This is a genomic window from Nocardioides eburneiflavus (genome assembly GCF_004785795.1).
Classification (GTDB): Bacteria; Actinomycetota; Actinomycetes; order Propionibacteriales; family Nocardioidaceae; genus Nocardioides; species Nocardioides eburneiflavus.
On sequence record NZ_SRRO01000001.1, the window covers coordinates 2452143 to 2467385 of the forward strand.

Below are 15243 nucleotides of genomic sequence, written 5' to 3' on the forward strand. Positions count from 1 at the left end.
GGACGGTCCCGCTCAGGCGATGATCGCCGCGTCCGTCCCGCGCGCGACGAGCTGGTCCCGCAGCACCACCAGCTGCGTCACCTCGGCGAGGAAGCGTCCGGTGCTGTCACCGACGTGCAGGTCGTCGAAGTAGTGGTGCCGCATCGCGACGCGGGCGAGGTGGTGCTCGTCGTGCGCGAGCCGGTCGCCCAGGAGCGACGCCAGCGCCTCGACGCTCGTCGCGTCGACGACGTCGGCGCAGCGGCTGATCGGGGCCTGGTGGTGCAGGGCCTCGACGTCGCCGTGCGGGTCGGTGAGGAAGATCGGCTTGTCGGTGTGGAGGTAGAGCCAGTCCAGTCCGACCGATGACACGTCGGTGACCATCACGTCGCACCCGGGCATCACCGCGAGGATGTCGCCGCTCAGGACCTGGACGTGCCCGGCGTCGGGGTCGAGCCGGGCGGCCTCGTCGATCAGCGCCATGATGCGCAGGTGGCCCTCGGCGATCGCGGGGGTCAGGCTCGTGGTGACCTTCGGGTGCGGCTTGTAGACCAGGCGGACGTCGGGCACGTCGAGGATCGCCCGGATGACCTGCTCGCCGAGCACCTCCACCGACGTGTAGTCGTTGTAGTCCGCGTCGCCCTCCCACGTCGGGGCGTACAGGACCGTGCGCCGCGGGCTCGGCTCGAGCAGGGGTGTACGGGGGAGGTCGAGCTGGGGGCGGCCGACCCGGACGAGCCGGGAGGCGTCGAAGTCGAGCAGCCCGGTCACGTAGCGCTCGACGGCTGCGTCGCCGGCGACGAAGACCCGGTCGTAGGCCTTGGCGTTGTTGCTCGCCATCGACTGCTTGTCGCTCTCACCGTGGTTGACGTGGACGTGCAGCATCCGGGTGTCGAGGAGCGACTCGACGTTCAGGACCGAGTTGTTGCAGTAGAGCACGACCTTGGCGTCGAGCTGGGCGTAGAGCTCGGTGAGCTCGGGGAACGACGGTGCGGTGAGGACGGTGAGGTCCGTACGCGACGCGATCAGCTCGGCGGAGTCGGGGTCGCGCAGGACCAGGCAGACCGGGTGGACGCGGTCGAGGATCTCGAGGACCTCCAGCCACTGCGCGAGCTGATAGGTCCTGGTGGGGTCGCCGGCGAAGTAGGCGATCACGGACACGTCGTTCACGCACGAATTGTACTCGCGTGCCGGACGTCGGAGACGGTCAACAGGTGAGGGCCTCGAACATCTCGCGCCAGTGTGCGAGATAGGCGCCGCCGTGCCCCTGGCCCACGCGCATGGTCAGCCGGGCATGGGGGATCTGCCGCTGCCACCACGCACGGTGGACGTCTGCGACGAGTGCGTCGCGGTCGCCGAACCACAGGTGCGTCGGCTGCGTGACGGTGGAGACGTCGACGTCCCACGGGAGGCCGACCGACAGGTTGTCGATCGCGATGCCGTCGTAGGTGACCAGCGCCTCCCGCAGGTCCTGCGCGAAGCGCGCCCGCAGCTGCGGTGTCTCCCAGGACATGTCCTCCGCGCCCTGCAGGCCGTCCTCGGCGGCATGCTCGTCCGCCGCGACGAGGGCGTCGAAGACGGCCATGAGCTCCTCGTCGGACTCGCGGCCCAGCATGTCGTCGAACCACGTCGCGGCGAGCCGTCGGTAGGCATCGAGGGCCTCGTCGGTGTTGCCCCGAGCACAGGACGCGACGATCTCCCGCTCCGCCGCCAGCCCGGGGTGGTCCGGCGGCTCGAGCTCGTTCCACGGTCCGACCCCCACGGCGATGCCCAGGGCGGTGACGCGGTCGCCGCCGACCACGGCGGTCGCCGCTGCCGCGGGCGCGCCGCCGGACGTCCCGAGGACCGCGAACCGGTCGATGCCCAGCGCGGTGACGACCTCGATGGCGTCATGGCCGCGGCCCGCGAGGCTCGGGGCGGCCGGTGAGGAGCGCCCGAAGCCCGGGCGGCTCAGCGACACCAGGCGCACACCGGTCTCGCGGGCCGCGTCGTCGGCGTGGGCCGCGGTCAGGCGCGAGCCGGGGAGCCCGTGCTGGAGGAGGACGGGACGTCCGTGGTCGTCCCCGCCCAGCGCGATGTCGACGCGACGCCCGTCGCGCAGGACCACCTCGGACAGCTCCATGCGTACGACGGTAGAACAGCGGAGGGGCCCGGCGCACTCGCTGCGCCGGGCCCTCCTGGGACAGGGGTGGAGTCGTGCCCCTACTGCTGCCTGTACGCCACGCCGTCCGCCGCCGGCGGCCGGGAGCGGCCCACCAGGCCGGCCACTGCGAAGATGGTGACGAGGTAGGGGAGCATCAGCATGAACTGGCTCGGCACGGGGGAGCCGATGGCGGACAGCACGCCCTGCAGGTTGGTCGCGAAGCCGAACAACAGCGCGGCGAGGGTGGCGCGGATCGGGTCCCACTTGCCGAAGATGACCGCGGCCAGCGCGATGAAGCCCGCGCCGCCGGTCATCTCGCGGTTGAATCCAGCCACCGAGACGAGGCTGAAGTACGCGCCGCCGAGACCGGCGATCGCACCCGCGAGCAGGATGGTGCGGTAACGGGTGCGGTTGACCTTGATGCCCACCGTGTCAGCCGCCTTGGGGTGCTCGCCGACCGCGCGGACCCGGAGGCCCCAGCGGGTGCGGTAGAGGGCGAACGCGACGAGCGCGACCACGGCGTACAACACGTAGACGAGCGGGGTCTGGCGGAACAGGATCGGGCCGACCAGCGGGATGTCGCCCAGGATCGGGATCGGGACCGCGCGCAGCCGCTCGGGGGAGTTGAGCGAGTCGGCGTGGGGGGTGAGCACCTGGCGGAACATGAAGTTCGTCAGGCCCACCACGAGCACGTTGAGCACGACGCCGACGATGACCTGGTCGACGAAGTAGGTGATCGCGAACAGTCCCAGGACGAGCGCGACGAGCGCACCGGCCACGGCCGCGGCGACGAGGCCGGCCCAGGGGGACCCGGTCATCGACGCGGTGACGGCGGCGGCGAAGGCGCCGAGCAGCAGCTGGCCCTCGATGGCGATGTTGACCACGCCTGCGCGCTCGCCGAGCACGCCGCCCAGCGCGCCGAAGACGAGCGGGATGGCGAGCGCCACCGCGCCGCCGAGGAGGCTGACGAGGCGGATGCGACCGTCGGCCGCGGCCCAGCTGAGGAAGCCGGTCATCCAGGCGATCGCGAACACGATCGGGATCCAGCCCGGCTGGCGCAGGTGCGCGAGCATGCGGCGTACGGCCTCCGCGGTGAGGGCGAGGCACAGGACCACCATCACCCAGGCGGTCGGGCCCGAGGGCACGACGATGTCGGGCAGCGTGACGAAGTCGCTCTCCGCCGCGAGCTGGAACGTCGTGTCGCCGGAGTGGCTCGAGCGGAGCAGGATGCCGACGAGCAGCACCGTCAGCACGCCGAGCGCGATCGGCAGCTTGCGCGCACCCGTGCCGCGGGTGGGCGTCACGACGGTGTCGGGCGCCAGACCGCCGGTGTCGGGGGTCGGCTGGGTCACGGTGCTCACTTGGCCTCCTGGGCGGGGAGCCGGAAGATCGCGCGCACCAGGGGAGGAGCGGCGAGGAAGAGGACGATCAGCGACTGGACCACCAGCACCAGGTCGACCGAGATGTTCTCGGAGGCCTGCATGGTGAACCCGCCGGCCTTGAATGCGCCGAAGAGGAGTCCGGCGGCGAGGATCCCGAGCGGGCGGGAGCGGCCGAGCAGCGCGACGGTGATGGCGTCGAAGCCGATGGAGGCGTCGAGGTCGAGCGAGACACCGCTGGACACGGTGCCGAGCACCTGGTTGACGCCGGCGAGGCCGAGCAGCGAGCCGGCGATCATCATCACGACGGTGTAGGTGCGCCCGACGTTGATGCCGGATGCCCGAGCCGCGTGCGGGTTCTCGCCGACCGCGCGGATGCGGTAGCCCAGTGTCGAGCGGTTGAGCAGCCACCACGCGACACCGACCGCGACGAGCGCGAGGACGAAGCCGAGGTGCAGGTTGAACTGGTCGCCCAGCACCTTGGGCAGGACGGCGCTCTCGTCCATCGGCGGCGACTTCGGGTTCACCGAGCCGGGCGTCTTGAGCAGCCACTCCTTGGTGAGGGCCCAGAAGAGCAGGTAGTAGCCGACGTAGTTGAGCATGATCGTGACGATCACCTCGTGCGCGCCGGTGCGGGCCTTGAGGAGGCCGGCGAGGCCGCCCCACAGGGCGCCGGCGGCCATGCCCACCAGGATGGCGAGGGGGAGGTGCACGATGAAGGGCAGGTCGAGCTGGAAGCCGACCCAGCCGGCCGCGCCGCCCGCGACGAGCATCTGGCCGCGGCCACCGATGTTGAACAGGGACGCGCGGAACGCGAGTCCGACGCCGAGACCACCGAGGATCAGCGGGCCGGCGAACTTCAGCGTCTCGGTGAGGGGGCGCCACTGCTGGGCGGGCTCAGTCAGGTTGTAGTTGAAGATCGCGCCGCGGAACATGGCGCTGTAGGCGCCGGAGATGGCCTCCCACACGGCGGCGAAGAAGTCGGAGGGCCGCGCGGTGAGGTAGCCGGCGGTCTCGTGCACGCCCTCGTCGATCGCAGCGATCATCACCGAGCCGACGAAGATCGCGAGGAACACCGCGAGGACGCCGGCGAGCGCGTCGCCGGAGGCGATCTCGCGCAGCAGGGAGCGCGAGCGCTCGGCGCGAGCGTCGTGGGGGTCGACCTCGGGCTCGTCGATGACAGGCTCGTCGGTCACCACGGGCGAGTCGGGGTTCTGCTCCGGCTGGGGCTTGTCGGTGTCACTCACGAGGCCACGTCCTTCAGGTCCTTGGGGCGTTCGCCGGTCATCATGAGTCCGAGGGTCTCGCGGGGGGTGTCCGCCGGGACGATGCCGACCACCCGGCCGCGGTAGAGCACCATGATGCGGTCGGCGAGGGCGACCACCTCGTCGAGCTCGGTGGAGACCACCAGGACCGGGATGCCGCTGTCGCGGGTGGCGACGACCTGCTTGTGGATGAACTCGATCGAGCCGACGTCGACGCCGCGGGTGGGCTGGGCCGCGACGAGCAGGCGCAGGTCGCGCGACAGCTCGCGGGCCACGACGACCTTCTGCTGGTTGCCGCCGGAGAGGTTGGACGCCAGCGAGTCGATGTCGCGGGCGCGCACGTCGTACTCCTTGAGCTTCTGCTGCGCGAACTCGCGCAGCGCACCGAGGCGCAGGTTGCCGTTCTTGACGAACGGCGACTTGAAGCTGCGGTTGAGCATGAGGTTCTCGGCGATGGTGAAGCTGGGCACCAGGCCGTCGACCTGGCGGTCCTCGGGGATGAAGCCGACGCCGGCGTCGAGGATCTGGCGCGTCGTGCGGCCCACCAGCTCGAGGCCGTCGAGCGTGATGGAGCCGCTCACGTCGTCCTGGAGGCCGAGCAGGGCCTCAGTGAGCTCGGTCTGGCCGTTGCCCTGCACGCCGGCCACGCAGAGGACCTCGCCGGCGCGGATGGTGAAGCTGAGGCCGTCGACCTGGGCGTGGCCGGCCAGGTCGGTGACACGCAGGTCCTTGACCACGAGCGCGTCTGCGCCGAGCGTGGGCTCGTCCTTGTGGACGACGAGCTCGACCGGTCGGCCGACCATCATCGAGGCGAGCTCGGCGTTGCTGGCGGTGGGCTCGGCCTCCCCGACGACCTTGCCGAGCCGGATGACGGTGATCCGGTCGGCGACCGCGCGGACCTCGCGGAGCTTGTGGGTGATGAAGACGATGGCCTTCCCGGCCTCCTTGAGCTGGCGCATGATCTCCATCAGCTCGTCGGTCTCCTGCGGGGTGAGCACCGCCGTCGGCTCGTCGAAGACGAGGAGCTCGGCGTCGCGGGAGAGGGCCTTGATGATCTCGACGCGCTGCTGGACGCCGACGGGAAGGTCCTCGACGAGGGCGTCCGGGTTGACGTGGAAGCCGAAGCGCTCGGAGATCTCGGTGACGCGCTCGCGGGCGGCGTCGACGTCGAGCGTGCCGGCGAAGCCCGTGCTCTCGTTGCCGAGCATGACGTTCTCGGCGACGGTGAAGACGGGGATCAGCATGAAGTGCTGGTGGACCATGCCGATGCCGGCGGCCATCGCGTCGCCGGGGCCGGTGAAGTGCTGGACCTCGCCGTTGAGCTCGATCTCGCCCTCGTCGGCCTTGTAGAGGCCGTAGAGCACGTTCATCAGCGTGGACTTGCCGGCACCGTTCTCGCCGAGGAGGCAGTGGATCTCGCCGGGCTCGACGGTGAGGGATATCGAGTCGTTGGCCACCACGCTGCCGAAGCGTTTGGTGATGCCTCGCAGGACGAGTCTCATGGCATCGCATCCTAGGGGTCGAATGTGCGCGAGGAGCGCGCGGAGAAGGGTAACCGTGGCGGGCCCGGCGCCACTGCCCCGAGATGTGCCAAAGGTCGGGCCGGAGGTCTGGCAACTGGGCCGGTGGGCGCAGAGGAGCACCCGCCCGGAGGGCCAAAAGAGAGGGAGGCCGACGGTTCCGTCGGCCTCCCCCCTTGGCGGAGCGGTGGAGCGTGCTAGGTGATCAGCCCAGGTAGGACTCGACCTCGATCGAGCCGTCGATGATGCCGGCCTTGATCTCCTCGAGCTGTGCGGCGAGCTCGGGGCTGACCTTGTCCTCGAAGTTGTGGAACGGCGCGATGCCGACTCCGTCGTTCTCGAGGGTGCCGACGTAGGGCTCGAAGTCGAACTCGTCGTTGCCGGCGGCCATGATGGCCTCGTAGGTGGAGACCTTCATGCCCTTGAGGATCGAGGTCATGACGTAGTCCTGCGTGTTGGGGTCGGTCTCGTACAGGTCGGCGTCGACGCCGATCATGGCGATGTCCTTGCCGGAGTCCTCGATCGCGGTGATGGCGCCCTGGTAGATCGGGCCACCGACCGGCAGGATCACGTCGACGTCCTGGTCGAGGATCTGCTTGGCGGTGCTGGTCGCGGCCTCGTTGGCCTCGAAGCCACCGGTGAACGAGCCGTTCTTGCCGTTCCAGCCGACGACCTCGACGTCCTTGCCGTTCTCCTCGGCGTAGTACTCGGCGCCCTGCTTGAAGCCGTCCATGAAGATGGTGACGGTCGGGAAGGGCATGCCGCCGTAGGTGCCGACCTTGCCGGTCTTGGTGTAGTCGGCGGCCGCGTAGCCGGCGAGGAACGCCGCCTCGGCGGTGTTGTAGAGAAGCGGCTTGATGTTCGGCTCGTCGGCCTTGCCGTCGAACTCGGTGCCGTCGGCGCCACCGTCGGCGGAGTCGTCGATCAGGACGTACTCGATGTCGGGGTTGGCGGCGGCCGACTCCTTGGTGGCCGCGGCCAGCGCGAAGCCGACGGTCACGATGACGTCGCAGCCCTCGCCGACCAGGCTCTCCAGGTTGGGGCCGTAGTCGTTCTCGCTCTGCGACTCGACCGGGGTGAGCTCGGCGCCGAGCTCCTCGGCGGCCTGCTCGGCGCCCTCGAAGCCGAGCTGGTTGAACGACTTGTCGTCGAAACCGCCCGCGTCGGACACGATGCAGGGGTGGAAGTCGCTCGCAGCCTCGCTGCTGCCCTCACTCCCGGTGGTCTCCTCCTCGGGTGCGTCGCCGCACGCCGCCAGGGTCGCGGCCGCCAGCAGGGCCACGAGGCCGCTCGAGACGACCTTCCTCGACTTCTTCACAAATGCCTCCAAGTTCGTGCCCCCGGGGTGGGGTCTCTTTCCGGCAGCATGATGCCTGCCGTGGCGCACCCCGTCACGCGGTTCGGAACTTCCGAAATGCGTTTGAGACATAAAAGTCGCCGGAGAACTTTCGGCGGAACCTGCCAAAGACTGTCGCTTCCTCGTATGCGCCATAGTGGCGGCGTGAACCAGCAGGAGTGGGACGAGCTCAGGGCAGCCGCGGTCGAGGTGATGGCGCGGGCCTACGCGCCGTACTCGCGCTACGCCGTCGGCGCCGCGGCACGCGTGGACGACGGCCGGACCGTGGTCGGCTGCAACGTGGAGAACGCGGCGTACGGAGTGGTGCTGTGCGCCGAGTGCGGCGTGGTGTCCCAGCTGTACGCCACCGGCGGTGGGCGGCTGACCCACTTCGTGTGCGTCAATGGTGCGGGCGAGATCATCATGCCGTGCGGCCGGTGCCGCCAGCTGCTCTTCGAGCACGGCGGCCGCGACCTGCTGGTCTGGACCGTCTCGGGGGTCAAGCCCATGTCCGAGGTGCTGCCCGACGCGTTCGGGCCCGACGACCTGAACGACCTCGCAACGAGAGAAGGAACCCCGTAGTGCCCGCACACGACGCGGTCGAGGTGATCCTCGCCAAGCGCGACAAGCACGAGCTCAGCGACAGCCAGATCGACTGGGTGATCGACGCCTACACCCGCGGCGAGGTCGCCGACGAGCAGATGTCGGCCCTGGCCATGGCGATCCTGCTCAACGGCATGAACCGCACCGAGATCAGCCGCTGGACCGCCGCGATGATCGCGTCGGGGGAGCGGATGGACTTCTCGACACTCTCGCGCCCCACGGCCGACAAGCACTCCACGGGCGGCGTCGGCGACAAGATCACCCTGCCGCTCGCCCCGCTCGTCGCGGCCTGCGGCGTCGCCGTCCCGCAGCTGTCCGGCAGGGGCCTCGGCCACACCGGTGGCACGCTCGACAAGCTCGAGTCGATCCCCGGGTGGCGCGCGGCGCTGAGCAACGAGGAGATGTTCGCGATCCTCGAGGACGTCGGCGCGGTCATCTGCGCGGCCGGCGACGGCCTTGCCCCGGCCGACAAGAAGCTGTACGCCCTGCGCGACGTCACGGGCACGGTCGAGGCGATCCCGCTGATCGCGAGCTCGATCATGAGCAAGAAGATCGCCGAGGGCACCGGCGCCCTCGTGCTCGACGTCAAGGTCGGCAGCGGCGCCTTCATGAAGGACCTGACGACCGCGCGCGAGCTCGCCGAGACGATGGTGGCGCTCGGCACGGACGCCGGCGTGCACACGGTCGCGCTGCTCACCGACATGGCCACCCCGCTCGGCCTGACGGCCGGCAACGCCGTCGAGGTGCAGGAGTCGGTCGACGTGCTCGCGGGCGGCGGCCCCGCCGACGTGGTGGAGCTGACCCTGGCCCTGGCCCGCGAGATGCTCGCCGGCGCCGGGCGCGACGACGTCGACCCGGCCGACCGGCTCGCCGACGGCTCGGCGATGGACGTTTGGAAGGCGATGATCCGCGCGCAGGGCGGCGACCCCGACGCGGCGCTGCCGCAGGCGAAGGAGTCGCACGTCGTCACCGCACCGGCCACCGGCACCCTCACCCGCCTCGACGCGATGGCGGTCGGCATGGCCGCGTGGCGCCTCGGCGCGGGCCGGGCCCGCAAGGAGGACCCGGTGCAGGCCGGGGCCGGCGTGGTCTGGCACGCACGACCCGGCGACGAGGTCACCGAGGGCGCTCCGCTCTTCACGCTGCTCACCGACGAGCCGGAGCGCTTCGAGCGGGCGCTGGCCTCGCTCGAGGGCGGCTGGACCGTGTCCGACGAGGCGCGCGGAGATGCCTCGGCCCACGTCGCGCAGGACCTGATCATCGACCGCATCGCCTGAGTCCCCAACTCTGGGGGTACGCGGCCCGATCAGGCCGCAGGCTCCCCCGATCGTCCTAGCCTCCCCGAAGACCTGTGGGAGGTTGTCATGGACGGTTCGGGGTCACCATGAGCACGCCGGACGACGCGTACGAGAGGGAGTTCTCGCCGCGGGTCGTGCTGGCGGTCGGGGTCGCGCTCCTGCTGATCACGGGGCTGCTCCTCGGCGGGGGAGCGGCCTACCTGCTGTGGGCATCTCCGGACGAGGCGGAGCCCTCGGTCGACGGGTGCACCCGCTATCGCACCGTCGACCTCACGGTGACGTCGGAGATGTACGAGGTGGTGGTCGACGTCCTCGACGAGGTCGCGCCTGCGTGCACGTCCGTCGAACCTGCCGTGCGATCCGGCGCAGAGGTGGCCCTCGGCGTGTCCACGGGTGGCGCCCTCCCCGACATCTGGATACCGGAGTCCCGGATCTGGCTGGGCCGCGCCCGCCTCGGGAGGGCGGCCCGCGTGCAGGTGCTGGCGCCGAGCCTCGCTCGGACCCCGGTCCTGCTGGTCGGGGGCCCCCGTGCCCGCCGGTTCCCCACGTGGGGTGACGCGGAGGCCACGGGGCTCGTCTCGGTCCCGGACCCGGAGGTGTCGACTGTGGGGGCCCTGGCACTGGTGGCCCCGCTGGCCGAGGCCCGGACGAGCGGCCGGACGGCTGCGGAGGCGCAGCAGATGGTGGTGCCGTTCGCGCAGACGTACGGCGCCCGGCGCGCGCGGGGCGCCGACCTACGGGTGTGGCCGACCATGTTCAGGGCGCGCTCGCCCAGGCTGGTCGTGACCACCGAGCAGGAGCTGGCGCACGCGGAGGACGGGCAGCGCCTGCGTGACCTCACGCCGGACGTCGGTGCGCCCGTCCTGGACTTCCCCCTCGCCGTGGGGGAGGACGCGGACCCCGGGGCACGCCTGGTGGCACTGGGCCTGCTGGACCACCTGATGGGCGAGGACGGCGCCACGACGTTGGTCGAGCACGGGCTTCGCCCCGCGCGCGGCCCGTCACCCACCGGCACCCGCTCCGACGTCTCGACCTACCTGCCCACACCCACCGGCAGGACGGTCGTCACCGCGGTGCAGTCGTGGCGGACGCTCGCAATCCCGTCGGCGATCCTGGCCGTCGTCGACGCATCCGGGTCGATGGACTTCGACTCGGGGGCCGGGACGAGGATGGACCTCCTCGCCGACGCGGCCAAGATCGGGCTCTCGTTCCTGCCGGACCACGCGCGGGTCGGGCTGTGGATCTTCTCCATCGACAAGGGAGGTCCCGGGCAGGACTGGCGGGTCCTGGAGCCGATCCGCCGGCTCGACGACCTGCGCTTCGGCCGCACCCAGCGCTACGCGCTGCGGGAGCGCGCCAGCGAGATGTCGGGCCTCACCGGTGGCGGCACGGGCCTGTACGACACGGCGCTCGCCGCCTACCGGGAGGCGGTGCGCAGCTATCGCCGCAACTACGCGAACGCGGTGGTGCTCATGACCGACGGGCGCAACGAGGACGCCGGGTCCATCGGGCTGGACCAGCTGCTCGCTCGTCTCCGGGAGCTGCGCGACCCCGACCGACCGGTGCGGATCGTGGGCATCGCGATCAGCGAGGACGCCGACCTCGGGGCCCTGCAGCGGATGGCGCAGGTCACCGGGGGCGACGCCTACCTGGCGGCGCAGCCGGAGGACATCCTCGGCGTGTTCGCGCAGGCCGTGCTCTCACGCTGAGGTGGCGGTGCCTCAAGCGAGCAGCAGCACCACGTGTGCGGCCACGCAGGCCGGCTTGTCGTGGCCGTCGATCTCGACGGTGTGCTCCACGACGAGCTGCTTGCCGGCCGGCAGGTCGCGCACCTCGCCGAAGCGCACGTGCGAGCGCAGCCGGCTGTCCACCGGGACGGGAGCGGGGAAGCGGACCTTCTCCAGCCCGTAGTTGAGCCGCGCGCCCGGCGTCTCGAGGCGGAAGACCTCCGAGGCGAAGTGGGGGAGCAGGCTCAGCGTGAGGAACCCGTGGGCGATCGTCGTGCCGAACGGTCCCGCGGCAGCCGCGTCGGCGTCGACGTGGATCCACTGGTGGTCGAGCGTGGCGTCGGCGAAGACGTCGATCCGGGCCTGGTCGACGGTCAGCCAGTCGCTGGTGCCGATGTCGGACCCGGCCGCCGAGGCGACCTGGTCGAGCGTGGTGAAGGTGCGCATGGCGACGAACATAGTGCTTGACCATGGCCGGCCCTGCTTGGATGTGCCGGTGACCACTCCCACCCGCGACCAGGTGCAGGCCGCCCCGAAGGTCCTGCTGCACGACCACCTCGACGGCGGGCTGCGCCCCCAGACCATCGTCGAGCTCGCCGAGGAGATCGGCCACCGGCTCCCGGCCGGCGACGCGGAGTCGCTGGGGCGCTGGTTCGCCGAGTCCGCCGACTCGGGCTCGCTGGTGCGCTACCTCGAGACCTTCGACCACACGGTCGCGGTCATGCAGAACGGTCCCGCGATCGCGCGGGTGGCCCGTGAGTGCGTCGAGGACCTCGCCGCAGACGGCGTGGTCTACGCCGAGGTGCGCTACGCCCCCGAGCAGCACGTCACCGGGGGCCTGACCCTCGACGAGGTCGTCGCCGCGGTGCAGGAGGGCTTCGACGCCGGCATGGCGGCGAGCGGCGGGCGCATCGTCGTACGCCAGCTGCTGACCGCGATGCGGCACCAGGCCCGCTCGATGGAGATCGCCGAGCTGGCCATCTCCTGGCGCGACCGCGGCGTCGCCGGGTTCGACATCGCAGGCGCCGAGGCCGGCTTCCCTCCCACCCGCCACCTCGACGCCTTCGAGTACCTCCAGCGCGAGAACGCCCACTTCACCATCCACGCCGGCGAGGCCTTCGGCCTGCCGTCGATCTGGGAGGCGATCCAGTGGTGCGGAGCCGACCGCCTCGGCCACGGCGTACGCATCATCGACGACATCACGGTCGCCGAGGACGGGTCGGTCGAGCTCGGCCGGCTGGCGGCGTACGTCCGCGACAAGCGGATCCCGCTGGAGATGTGCCCCAGCTCCAACATCCAGACCGGCGCGGCCGAGTCCTTCGAGCAGCACCCGATCGGGCTGCTGACCGACCTGCGCTTCCGGGTCACGGTCAACACCGACAACCGGCTGATGAGCGGCACGTCGATGACCCAGGAGATGCACGGCCTGGTCGAGGCCTTCGGCTACACGCTGGCCGACCTGCGCTGGTTCACGATCAACGCGATGAAGTCGGCGTTCCTGCCCTTCGACGAGCGGCTCGCGATCATCGACCAGGTCGTCAAGCCGGGCTACGCCGCCCTCATCGAGGCTGCCGGCGAGGCGTAGCCGTCCCGCGGTCGGCGGTGAGCTCGGCGTAGGCCTGGTCGCCCGTGGCGCGCCGGCAGCCCTGCCGCACGGCGTGGGCGACGACGCGCTGCTGGTCGCGCATGAGCGCCAGCCCGCGGCGTACGAGCACGAGCGGCGGCTTGCGGTGCTCGCGCAGGTCGCGGGTGAGGCGGCGCCAGAAGGTCTTCAGCGGGTGCTGGGTGATGCAGTAGGCCGCGGCGAGCATCCCCTCCTCGCGACACGTCGCGACCACGTCGGGGGCGAAGATGCCCTCCGCGACGAACCGGGTGCTGCCGCCGAGGTCCACGGTGCGTGAGCCGCAGCGGCCGTTCTGGGCGATCTCGTAGACCGGGACCTCGCTGCGCCCGGTCGCGCACAGCTCGCGCAGCGCGGCCAGGGCGTCGGCCTCGTGCCAGGAGGCGGGGTGGTCCCAGTCCACGAGCCCCGCGTTGCTCGTCCTGAGGAGCCGAGGGACGAGGCGTCTCGAAGGGCTTCCGGAGGTGATCCTCGGCAGCGACGGGTCGTCGCCGTCCTTGTAGAAGTCGTCGAGGCGCAGGACGGGCAGGCCGAGGCGTTCGGCCAGCCGGGACTTGCCGGCGCCGCTCGGGCCTGCGAGCACCACCACCTGGGCGTGGGTCATTTGTTACTGACTCGTTTCGTCGTTCGGCCACGGACGGTAAAGGCTTGACACTATCCTCGCCCAGACCCCCGATTGACGTTCTTGTGGGAGGACCTCATGAGTCTGGACGACTCGACCGCGCCCGAATCCGCGGACAACTCCGGTGGCCCCGTGGGCCGCTCCGGCAAGACCCTTGCGCTGATCGGGCTCGTGCTCGTGCTCGTGGTGGGCATCATCGGCTTCCTCGCGATGCGCGGAGACGGCAGCGAGGCCGAGGCCGACTGCATCTCCGAGGTGGTCACGCTGACCACCGCTCCGGTGATGGAGGGCCTCGTCAAGGAGGCCGTCAAGGACGTCAACGCCGACCAGCCGTGCATCGACATCCAGGTCACAGCCGGCTCCGTGAGCGACGTGGTGGCGCTGCTGAGCGACCCCAACGCCGAGCTCCCCGAGCTCTGGATCCCCGACAGCCCGACCTGGAAGGGCCAGCTGACCTCGGCCGGCTGGACCGGCACGCCGATCGCCAAGGTGCTCGCCCAGACGCCCGTCGGCCTCGTCGGCGGACCGGCGGTCAAGGCGCCTGCGTCGTGGGCCGGAGCCCTCGACAGCGGCAGCCTCGCGATGGCCGACCCGAGCGCCGAGGGCGCCTCGGCCCTCGCGCTGCTCGCGCCGTACGCCGAGATGAAGAAGACCGGCGAGACGCCCCTCACGATCGAGGAGAAGACCGTCCCGGTCGCCCAGACGTACGGCGAGCGCGCCGTCGCCGGCAGCGCCAACCAGACCGACCTCACCACGATCACCGCCTCGAGCACGCAGCTCGTGCCGGCGACCGAGCAGGCCTACCTGGCCGCGCGCCGCAGCAACGACCAGCTCAACCTGGTCGCACCGCAGACCGGCGTGCCGATGCTGCAGTTCCCCCTGATCGACGTGACCCGCGGCAGCTCCGACCTGCTCGCCTCCGGCGGCGACCTCTCGGGACGCGTGGGCCGCGCGCTGGGTCGCTGGTTCTCCTCGAGCGCGGGAGTCGAGGCCATCGCAGCTGCCGAGCTCCGCGGCCCCGAGGGCACCCCACTGCCCAACGACATCGGCCTGGGCGACACCACGGTGCTGAACACGGTCCCGCAGAAGACGACCGACGACACCCTGCGCCAGTGGCGCGTGCTGTCGGTCCCCTCGAGCATCCTCGCCGTCGTCGACCTGTCCGGCTCGATGAAGCTCGCCATCGGCGACACCACCCGCATCGGCCTGGCCGTCACGGCCTCGCAGGTCGCGCTCGACGCCTTCCCGGCCCAGGCCCGCATCGGCATCTGGGGCTTCTCGAAGAACCGCGGCGAGGACGGTGCGTCGTGGGCCGAGTACGCCGCCCTCGACCGCCTCGACGCCTCCGTCGAGGGTGGGGAGACCCACGGCGACCTCGTCCGCCGCGAGGCGGCCGCCCTCGCCGGTCGCGTGCGCGGCGGCACCGGCGTCATGGACACGACGCTCGCTGCGTACAAGCACGCGCAGAAGCTGTGGGACCCGGCGTGGTTCAACTCCGTGGTGATCTTCACCGACGGCGCCAGCGACGACAGCAGCTCGCTGTCGCTCGAGGCGCTGGTCAACCAGCTGAAGTCGCTGCGTGACCCGGCCAAGCCCGTCAAGGTGATCATCATCGGCATCTCGCAGGACGCCGACACCGGTGAGCTCGAGCAGATCGCTGCGGCGACCGGCGGGCAGAACTACCTGGTGAACAACCCCAACGAGATCCTCGGGGTGCTGGCCTCGGCCCTGCTCAACCGCTGATCGCGAC

The 15243-nt window shown here is 71.1% G+C and carries 13 protein-coding genes; 5 read left to right on the forward strand and 8 right to left on the reverse strand.

Annotated elements, in window-relative coordinates:
• Positions 1-12 precede the first annotated feature (12 nt).
• The 6 genes from EXE59_RS11470 to EXE59_RS11495 all read right to left on the reverse strand — a co-directional run bounded on the left by EXE59_RS11470 (position 13) and on the right by EXE59_RS11495 (position 7604).
• Entirely contained in the window at positions 13-1149 is a 1137-nt protein-coding gene (locus EXE59_RS11470; RefSeq protein WP_135839023.1) for a CDP-glycerol glycerophosphotransferase family protein, read from the reverse strand.
• Between the two features lie 37 nt (positions 1150-1186).
• The gene (locus EXE59_RS11475; RefSeq protein ID WP_135839024.1) at positions 1187-2101 is read right to left on the reverse strand and encodes an alpha/beta hydrolase; all 915 of its coding nucleotides are present in this window, start codon (positions 2099-2101) and stop codon (positions 1187-1189) included.
• A gap of 80 nt (positions 2102-2181) precedes the next feature.
• A complete protein-coding gene (locus tag EXE59_RS11480) occupies positions 2182-3483 on the reverse strand; it encodes an ABC transporter permease (RefSeq protein ID WP_246056720.1) in 1302 nt (433 codons plus the stop codon).
• Positions 3480-4748 (reverse strand): ABC transporter permease, encoded by a 1269-nt coding sequence (locus EXE59_RS11485; RefSeq protein ID WP_246056722.1) that lies wholly within the window; start codon positions 4746-4748, stop codon positions 3480-3482. Before EXE59_RS11485 ends, EXE59_RS11480 begins: the two co-directional genes overlap by 4 nt.
• Complete coding sequence (locus EXE59_RS11490) at positions 4745-6268, reverse strand: ABC transporter ATP-binding protein (protein WP_135839025.1); 1524 nt, start codon at positions 6266-6268, stop codon at positions 4745-4747. The genes EXE59_RS11485 and EXE59_RS11490 overlap by 4 nt, the downstream gene beginning before the upstream one ends.
• Positions 6269-6491: 223 nt before the next feature.
• On the reverse strand, positions 6492-7604 hold the full coding sequence (locus EXE59_RS11495; RefSeq protein WP_246056724.1) for a BMP family lipoprotein: 1113 nt from the start codon (positions 7602-7604) through the stop codon (positions 6492-6494).
• A 165-nt stretch (positions 7605-7769) separates the two neighbouring features.
• Between EXE59_RS11495 and EXE59_RS11500 the strand changes: the two genes are divergently transcribed.
• The 3 genes from EXE59_RS11500 to EXE59_RS11510 all read left to right on the forward strand — a co-directional run bounded on the left by EXE59_RS11500 (position 7770) and on the right by EXE59_RS11510 (position 11232).
• Positions 7770-8204, forward strand: coding sequence for a cytidine deaminase (locus tag EXE59_RS11500; RefSeq protein WP_135839027.1), 435 nt, complete (start codon positions 7770-7772; stop codon positions 8202-8204).
• Positions 8204-9502: a thymidine phosphorylase gene (locus EXE59_RS11505; protein WP_135839028.1), complete on the forward strand. Its 1299-nt coding sequence runs from the start codon at positions 8204-8206 to the stop codon at positions 9500-9502. Before EXE59_RS11500 ends, EXE59_RS11505 begins: the two co-directional genes overlap by 1 nt.
• A gap of 107 nt (positions 9503-9609) precedes the next feature.
• Entirely contained in the window at positions 9610-11232 is a 1623-nt protein-coding gene (locus EXE59_RS11510) for a VWA domain-containing protein (protein WP_135839029.1), read from the forward strand.
• A 12-nt stretch (positions 11233-11244) separates the two neighbouring features.
• Here the strand turns inward: EXE59_RS11510 and EXE59_RS11515 are convergent, their stop codons facing one another.
• Positions 11245-11697: a MaoC family dehydratase gene (locus tag EXE59_RS11515; protein ID WP_135839030.1), complete on the reverse strand. Its 453-nt coding sequence runs from the start codon at positions 11695-11697 to the stop codon at positions 11245-11247.
• 43 nt (positions 11698-11740) lie between these two features.
• Between EXE59_RS11515 and EXE59_RS11520 the strand changes: the two genes are divergently transcribed.
• Positions 11741-12835: an adenosine deaminase gene (locus EXE59_RS11520; RefSeq protein WP_425464535.1), complete on the forward strand. Its 1095-nt coding sequence runs from the start codon at positions 11741-11743 to the stop codon at positions 12833-12835.
• Here EXE59_RS11520 and EXE59_RS11525 read toward each other — a convergent pair.
• Entirely contained in the window at positions 12810-13475 is a 666-nt protein-coding gene (locus EXE59_RS11525; protein ID WP_135839032.1) for a nucleoside/nucleotide kinase family protein, read from the reverse strand. The two genes, EXE59_RS11520 and EXE59_RS11525, sit on opposite strands and share 26 nt — an antisense overlap.
• Before the next feature lie 96 nt (positions 13476-13571).
• Between EXE59_RS11525 and EXE59_RS11530 the strand changes: the two genes are divergently transcribed.
• On the forward strand, positions 13572-15236 hold the full coding sequence (locus tag EXE59_RS11530; RefSeq protein ID WP_135839033.1) for a substrate-binding domain-containing protein: 1665 nt from the start codon (positions 13572-13574) through the stop codon (positions 15234-15236).
• Positions 15237-15243: the final 7 nt, after the last annotated feature.

Bases quoted from the DNA above. Each gene is read 5' to 3' on its own strand.
- EXE59_RS11475 (WP_135839024.1), bottom strand. From the start codon at position 2,101: ATGGAGCTGTCCGAGGTGGTCCTGCGCGACGGGCGTCGCGTCGACATC.
- EXE59_RS11490 (WP_135839025.1), bottom strand. From the start codon at position 6,268: ATGAGACTCGTCCTGCGAGGCATCACCAAACGCTTCGGCAGCGTGGTG.
- EXE59_RS11525 (WP_135839032.1), bottom strand. From the start codon at position 13,475: ATGACCCACGCCCAGGTGGTGGTGCTCGCAGGCCCGAGCGGCGCCGGC.
- EXE59_RS11530 (WP_135839033.1), top strand. From the start codon at position 13,572: ATGAGTCTGGACGACTCGACCGCGCCCGAATCCGCGGACAACTCCGGT.
- EXE59_RS11510 (WP_135839029.1), top strand. From the start codon at position 9,610: ATGAGCACGCCGGACGACGCGTACGAGAGGGAGTTCTCGCCGCGGGTC.
- EXE59_RS11515 (WP_135839030.1), bottom strand. From the start codon at position 11,697: ATGCGCACCTTCACCACGCTCGACCAGGTCGCCTCGGCGGCCGGGTCC.
- EXE59_RS11500 (WP_135839027.1), top strand. From the start codon at position 7,770: ATGCGCCATAGTGGCGGCGTGAACCAGCAGGAGTGGGACGAGCTCAGG.